Below are 7,227 nucleotides of genomic sequence, written 5' to 3' on the forward strand. Positions count from 1 at the left end.
GTGGGCCTTGACCCCAGATAGTGGACACGCGCTGGGTGGTTAGGCGACCAGTCGCAGCGTAGCGGTGGTCGTGGTCTCGTAGGTGATCGGTGAGCGGTATCCGCACCAGGAGTGGCGGCGGCGCTTGTTGTAGTGGTTGATCCAGCGGAACACGGTCCGGCGGGCGTGTTCGGGGCCGTGGTAGGCGTGCGCGCCGGCGAGGGTTTCGCGTTTCATCGTGGCGTTGAACGACTCCGCCAGGGCGTTGTCCGCGCTGGAGCCCACGGCGCCCATGGACTGCAGCACGCCGTGGCGGGCGCAGGCAGCGGCGTAGTCCTTGGAGGTGTAGACCGCCCCATGGTCGGCGTGGAAGATCGCGTCAGTCAGGGTGCCGCGTTCACGGGCTGCGGCATCCAGGGCGTCGATGACGAGCTCGGTGCGCATGTGGTCGGCGATCGACCAGCCGACCAGTCGGCGTGAGTAGCAGTCGATCACGGTGGCCAGGTAGAGGAATGTGCCGTCACCGCAGGGCAGGTAGGTGATGTCGCCGACGTACTTGCGGTTCGCCTCGACGGCGGTGAAGTCGCGGCCCAGTAGATCGGGGTACTTGCGATCGGCGGGTTCAGGGATCGTGGTGCGTACACGTCGGCGCAGCCGCAGCCCGGGCAGAGCGTGCTGACGCATCACGCGGGCGACTCGCTTGCGGTTGACCCGCTCAGGCTCGGCGACGCCGTCGTTGAGGTCCGCGGTCACCCGCGGCGCCCCGTAGGCCTTGTCCTTCTTCTGCACCGCCACGATCCGCGCGGCCAGGGCGTCGTCAGCGGCCTTGCGGGCGGCCCTGGCGCCAGCGGTGGCGACCCACTTGTAGTACGACGAACGGGCGATCCCCATGACCCTGCACAGCCGCTTGACCTCGAAGGTGTCGCAGTGGTCGGCGACGAACTGGAAGCGGCTCACCAGTTCGTCTCCCCGGCGAAATATTTCGCCGCCTTCTTCAAGATGTCCTTCTCGGTCTCGGTGCGCTTGAGATCTGCCTCCAGGCGGGCGACCTGGGCGCGCAGCCGGGCGTTCTCCTCCTCGGCGGTCCCGGCCCCACCACCGGTGGTCGACGACGCCGTCGTCCCGGAGGCCGACCTTGTCGGCACGCCGGCTGCCTTGAGCCAGCTCGACAACGTCGCGTCGTAGACCCCGAGCTCGTCCGCGATCTGTCTGATCGTCGCGCCATCGGTGCACCGGTAGAGCTCGACCGCATCGAGGCGGAACTCCTCGGAATAGTTCTTCCTCGCCATGAGTGGATCATCTCGCTTCCTCCAGGACGAACCTGGATCAAGCGTGTCCACTATCTGGGGTCAAGGCCCCGTGGCCCTTCGAGGGGTATCCGACCGGGGAGGTGTCCGACGAATGAAGGCGCGGCTTTGGCATGAACACGCGCGAGAGATTGCCCCGAAGCCCCCGAAGTTGAGGACTCTCACTGATCTCCGTGGGCTTAGGCCGCGTGAGGCGGATCGAGCCAACCAGGAACTTCGACGATGGATGTCGGGGCAACGGTTTGACTGGCCGCAGCAGCAACGCGTGCACACGCTGCTCAGTGATTGCGCCGAAGACAACGAAATCCTTGGTCATGGAGCGAAGGAGATCTTCGCCGTCGACGCGACCAACGGGGTCGGGAAGTCGACGATGGTGCGTGAGTGGGCGATGGCCCGCTACAAGGAAACAGTCGGCGCTGCGATCAAGTCGCGTGAAATCCCAACGTGGCAGCCCTCTCCGGGTATTTATGCCTATCACGTACCCGTCGTCTGGGTGAATCTCTCTTCTGCCGCCAGCATCAAGGAATTCAATACGTCGATTCTCAAGTATCTGGACTATCCCGTTGAGGGCACGATCCGTTCGATGAACCTGCGCGTCTCGGACGCCATCGACAATCACGGGATTCGGTTGCTGGTCATCGACGACGCACACTTGCTGAATACGCGCCCGACTCAGGGCCGCGACGTACTCGACCACATCAAGCACATCAACACTGAACTCGGTGAGCGGGACGGCACGATGGTCCTCGTGGGCGCTGGGCTCGCCGATCACCCGTTGCTCAAGGATCCACAGATCCGCTGTCGACTCCGGTATCACCGTGTCACTCCGATGGCGATTGATACTGTGGCTGAACGGTCTGAGTGGCAGGACTTTCTGTTCCGAGTCGAGAAGCGTTTTCTCCCGTACTTGCCGCGCTCAAAGCCGGGCCTACTCGCTGGGCAGCACGCACCTCACATTTGGCGACGCACGCAAGGCTTTGTAGGTGACGCTGTTGAACTCGTCCGCTTGGCGGCACGTCGCGGCGTCGAAGACGAGTCGTGGACGATTACGCGAACGCACCTCGAGGATGTCGAACTCAAAGTCCGTGCGGAGACTCATGCGCGGGCCGCGGCGCGTTCGAGGGAGCAAAGCGGGAAGCGCCCCAGTCCAGCGCGAGAAAGTTACTCCAGATGAACCTCCTGCCGGTTCGACCACATTTCGTCGAGGGCGAGGATTTTTACTCGCTCCTCGAACGCACCGCGGAAGCGAACAAGATCTCAACACGTGCATTCGGGTCTCGAGATGCTGCGATTCGTCGTGAGCATGTCGACCCAGTCGTGATGGCTCGACTCGGAGCAGCGTTGGGAGTACCCCTCGGTGAACTAAAGAACCTCACGTTTGATGTCTATCCGGGCGCAACGACAGGCCGGCGCGCGAGACGCAACGCAACGAGTCGGACATGGCGAGTTCCGGGAGTCCGTTGGAGTTGCCCGCAGTGCACGCGCCGCACGGGGGTATTTCTCCGTGACTGGCAGCTTGCTTTGCATCCGCTGTGTACCCGGTGCCCTGCACTCTTGCAGGTGCATGGAACGGTCGATGTTGAACCCCTCCCGCCGCCCGACTCGAGCGCGACGGCAGCGCAACACCGAATCGCCGACGAACTCAGAGCCCTCCGACAAGGTCGAGCGCCAGAGGGGAGACTGCGCCGCTTCTACCAACTGACCAGTCTGATCGCCGTCACAGCCGACCGTGACTGGCCGATCACCCATGGATGGGAAATGGAGATTCGCCAAGGTGGTGTTCCTCAGTGGAACTGGATGCACCGCCCACCGCGTGAACCTCGGCAAGCCGCGCCGGTGGTTCTCGAGGCGTGGAGAGGAATTGAGTCACCGGCCCGTGGGGAGCGTCTGGTGGCAGAAGGATGGGAGCGCATTCGAAATCACGTCGATGGTGATGTCCGCAGCCTAGAGGATCGATGGCGATACCTGCTGCCAGGGCCACCCATCGAGGAGAAGCTCTCGCCCGCGGATTGCGAAAGGCCGCGGCGCGATGTCTTGCATTCGCTCCAGTTCGATATGCAAGAACTTGCTAGGACTGCAGGGCTTCGGGCGCGACACATCCCTGGCTGGATACTTCGTGATGAGGAAGGATTTGCTCCACGTCGTTCACAGTGGGACCTGCGCGCTGAACTCGCCCATATCGCGCGGTTTCTTCTTTACACGGGGACTAAGCGCACGCTCGCCCTACCTGGCGACCGCTATCGGATGACAGTCACCCGCCTTGTTGCCGAAGATCGAGGCATCCGGCCCAGCCTCGCCGACGCCATCCGCGGTCAAATGCGGTCCCTCATCGAGGACGGGCTCATTGAATACGGGCAACGCCGGCGATACATCGCAGGATCCAGCCTGTTGGTGCCATCACTATGTACGGTGCAGGGTCTAGGGCGAGCGGATGAGAAGAGCCTGCATGCGTGGGCATGGGTCATGCTCACCCGGGGGCCAGCGCCAAGACATGGTGCGACGCGGCGAGCAGTCGCACTTGACGCGGGCCTCGACCCTGAACAGCGGCTGCGCTTGCTGGAGGCGGCGACTGAGCAGCTCGCTAAACTTGAGCGTCTCGAAGCCTCCGAGTCTCGCTCTGTGCGCCAGGCACGAGCTCGGGAACATGTCGCATGAGGCCGCTTCCCGTGCGATACGCGCCGGATATCGATCAACCAATAGACGATTGGCTCGAGCACCTCGCGCACGACAACGGGATGAGCAGCAGCGCGTTGTGCACCATGATCCGCCAGGGAGGCGGCACCACACGATTCCTTCCAGTCCTACTCGACGAAGCGACAGCCACGGCGATGGGCATACTCTCCGCCACGACGTCTGAATCGCTGTACCAGGCGACACTCATGCGGTTCGACGGAATCGGTGCCATCGACCTGACTGGCCTCGACCCGCGCCGGGCCGCGACATGGAGACGCGTGGCAGCACGCGGGTGGATCGCTGCCGCAGGCAGTACGGCCTGCCCCACGTGCCTTGAGACACGTGGGATTTGGCGGTTGGCGTGGCGCTTGCCCATGACGACTACATGTACGGTCCACGGCAACTACCTCCTGGATGGGTGCCCGCGCTGTGGCCGCCCCTTTCTCCAACACCCCCATACCCCACTACGTGTCGCCCCCGGCACGCGATGCCTCAACCCCATCGGACACCGCGATACATGCGAACAGAACATTGCAGACCTTCAACCGGCGGCGGCGCCATCAGAAGTGATGTCGCAACAGACCCGCTACCGCCAAGGCCTGTCCGGACGAACGGTGAACGAACTTGGAAAGGCGCAGTCTGGTTCGGCATTCATTTCCGATACCCGCTCTCTTACAGTGCTTCTTCTACACCTGGCTTCTAGGCCTGGCGCCGAAGACCTCGCGGACTGGGTGGACACAGCGCGCGATGAAGCGAGCAGGGGAGTTGATCGGTGGCACCTGCACCCACCAGCAACTATCCGCCTTCGATCGGCGGTGCTCGCATCAGTGGACGAGATTCTGAGCGCTCCGACCTTGGAACAAGCAGCGGCGCAATTGGGCCCCTGGCTCGCCATGATCCCCACGAATACCCAATCGAGAGACAGTTGGATTCGAGACCATACGAGCCTCACCCCGGGCCTAGTCCCACTTCTGAAGGCAACATGCGCTTCGCGCCGACGCATCAGCTTCTCGCTCATCTCTGAGACCGGACGGTTCGTGCCGAATCTCGTTCCCCAGGTGCTACCCGTAGATCTATACCGCAAGTACGCAGAGCACCTCTTCAATACCCGAGGACACACCCCACGACTGTTCCTATCCCTTTGCCTCGCCCGCCGAGCTGGCGCCAACACATGGGCTCAAGCTGCCGAGATGCTTCGACTTCCACCCGAAGTTGGTACCCGTGCAGCACGCGCTGTCAGCACTAGAACTGTCCTCGACCCTCTCGTAGTCGGGCACGTTCTCGACCGAATCACACGCCACCTCGGGATCGACTACCGCCGACGAGAGGCCGTTGTCACCGAGCTAGCCACGAAGCACGCGTGGTTCAGCGAATGGTGTACCGGCTACCGTCCCGGAACCCGCGAAACATCACACCCGTACGCGGTCACATGGCTATGGGAGTGCTGGGCACACGCACTTCTCACCCAAAGTCCCACTCGGCCGCCGGCGCACTCTCGATACCAGCGCGTCCTCTACCGGCAGTTCGCGAACTCACTACGCGAACCTGCGCAATCAGCGCTCATCGCCAAAGCACACCGAGCCCAACACGAGGAGAACCAGTGGACACACCGCGAGATATCGCCCTAGAAGTGACATCGCCCGAGGTAGACGGGCGAGACCTAGTTGTGATGTCCAGGGAGGTTGTCCGGCTGCTCGTCGGTGAGTCGGCCTGACAGGTGAAGGCCTCCGGTTGTGAAGTGGAGCTGTCTATTTCAACGCTTCACCGACCGGAGGCCCTCATGTCCCACGCTCATGCCGCGTTGACCCCTCGAGCACGTCTGCGGCTCGCGCGTCTGGTCGTCGAACAGGGCTGGACACATTCGGCCGCAGCGAAGATGTTCATGGTCAGTTCGCGCACCGCGAGCAAGTGGGCCGAGCGGTATCGCAGCGAAGGTCGCGCGGGTATGGCTGACCGTAGCTCGCGCCCGACCCACAGCCCGACCCGGACCAGGCCCGACGTCGTGAAGAAGATCGTGGCGTTGCGATGGCGTCAGCGACTGGGCCCGGTCCAGATCGGCGGCCGGCTCGGGCTGCCGGCCTCGACGGTCCACGCGGTGCTCGTGAGATGCCGGATCAACCGGCTGACACGCATCGACCGGGCCACCGGCGAACCGCTGAGACGCTACGAGCACGACCACCCCGGATCGATGATCCACGTCGACGTGACCAAGTTCGCCAACATCCCCGACGGTGGCGGGCACCGGTTCGTCGGGCGTCAGCAAGGCGACCGCAACTAGCGCGCCACCCCTGGCCTGCCCCGCGGCGCCGACTTCAAGCCCCGCACCGGCGCAGCGTTCGTCCATACCGTCATCGACGACCACTCCCGGGTCGCCTACGCCGAGATCTGCCACGACGAGCAAGCCGCCACCGCGGTCGGTGTCCTCCGCCGAGCAGTGGCCTGGTTCACCGCCCACGGCGTCACCGTCGAGCGAGTCCTGTCCGACAACGGAGCCGCCTACCGGGCACACGCCTGGCGTGACGCCCGCGAACAGCTCGACATCACACACAAACGCACCCGCCCCTACCGGCCCCAGACCATCGGCAAGATCGAACGCGTGCACCGCACCCTGGCCGACGGCTGGGCCTACGCCCGCTTCGACGACTCCACCGACCAACGCAACAACGCCCTACCCCACTGGCTCCACTTCTACAATCACCACCGAACCCATTCCGTAATCGGCGGCACACCCAGCAGCAGGCTCAACAACCTCCCTGGACATCACACCTAGGGCGTGTCCGGTGAATCGCGGAGCCAGAGGATGATGGCGGCGATGGTGAGTTCGGAGCGGTAGTAGGCGGCGCGTTTGGTGTAGCGGGTGGCCAGGGCGCGGAACTGTTTGAGGCGGTTGAAGCAGCGTTCGACGACGTTGCGGCCCTTGTATGTTTGGGCGTCGAAGGCGGGCGGGCGTCCGCCTCGGGTGCCGCGGCGGAGTCGGTGGGCGGCGTGGTCGGCCTTCTCGGGACTGGTGAACGCGATGCCCCGGGCGCGTAGTGCTCGTCGGGTGGCGGGGCTGGAGTAGGCCTTGTCGGCCAGCACTCGGTCCGGGCGTTTGCGGGGCCGCCCCGGCCCGTCTCGGTGGACGTTGACCTGCTCGAGCAGGGGCAGCAGTTGCGGGTTGTCGCCGGACTGCCCAGGGGTCAAGATCACGCTCATCGGCAGCCCGCGGCCGTCGGTCGCGAGATGGATCTTGGACGTCAGTCCGCCGCGCGAGCGGCCGAGTGCCTCA

The 7,227-nt window shown here is 64.2% G+C and carries 5 protein-coding genes and 1 pseudogene; 4 read left to right on the top strand and 2 right to left on the bottom strand.

The window, feature by feature from the left end; all coding sequences use genetic code 11:
• Nucleotides 1–39: 39 nt before the first annotated feature.
• A protein-coding gene (locus Q343_RS0112485) for an IS3 family transposase (protein ID WP_407946453.1) occupies nucleotides 40–1,268 on the bottom strand; the annotation gives its coding sequence in 2 pieces (ribosomal slippage) (nucleotides 40–953 and nucleotides 953–1,268; 1,230 coding nt in all).
• A gap of 283 nt (nucleotides 1,269–1,551) precedes the next feature.
• On the opposite strand from Q343_RS0112485, the gene Q343_RS0112495 reads away from it, so the two are divergent.
• The 4 genes and pseudogenes from Q343_RS0112495 to Q343_RS14215 all read left to right on the top strand — a co-directional run bounded on the left by Q343_RS0112495 (nucleotide 1,552) and on the right by Q343_RS14215 (nucleotide 6,729).
• Nucleotides 1,552–2,460, top strand: coding sequence for a TniB family NTP-binding protein (locus Q343_RS0112495; RefSeq protein WP_162175488.1), 909 nt, complete (start codon nucleotides 1,552–1,554; stop codon nucleotides 2,458–2,460).
• On the top strand, nucleotides 2,457–3,941 hold the full coding sequence (locus tag Q343_RS15765; RefSeq protein WP_081829831.1) for a TniQ family protein: 1,485 nt from the start codon (nucleotides 2,457–2,459) through the stop codon (nucleotides 3,939–3,941). The genes Q343_RS0112495 and Q343_RS15765 overlap by 4 nt, the downstream gene beginning before the upstream one ends.
• The gene (locus Q343_RS15770) at nucleotides 3,938–5,587 is read left to right on the top strand and encodes a TniQ family protein (protein WP_081829832.1); all 1,650 of its coding nucleotides are present in this window, start codon (nucleotides 3,938–3,940) and stop codon (nucleotides 5,585–5,587) included. The genes Q343_RS15765 and Q343_RS15770 overlap by 4 nt, the downstream gene beginning before the upstream one ends.
• Nucleotides 5,588–5,739: 152 nt before the next feature.
• Nucleotides 5,740–6,729, top strand: a pseudogene (locus tag Q343_RS14215) (IS481 family transposase).
• On the opposite strand, the gene Q343_RS0112505 reads toward Q343_RS14215, so the two are convergent.
• A partial coding sequence (locus Q343_RS0112505; RefSeq protein ID WP_029253905.1) for an IS5 family transposase occupies nucleotides 6,726–7,227 on the bottom strand: 502 nt, incomplete at its 5' end. The pseudogene Q343_RS14215 and the gene Q343_RS0112505 sit on opposite strands and share 4 nt — an antisense overlap.

Origin of the sequence: Paraoerskovia marina DSM 21750 (assembly GCF_000701465.1) — a bacterium.
Lineage (GTDB): Bacteria > Actinomycetota > Actinomycetes > Actinomycetales > Cellulomonadaceae > Paraoerskovia > Paraoerskovia marina.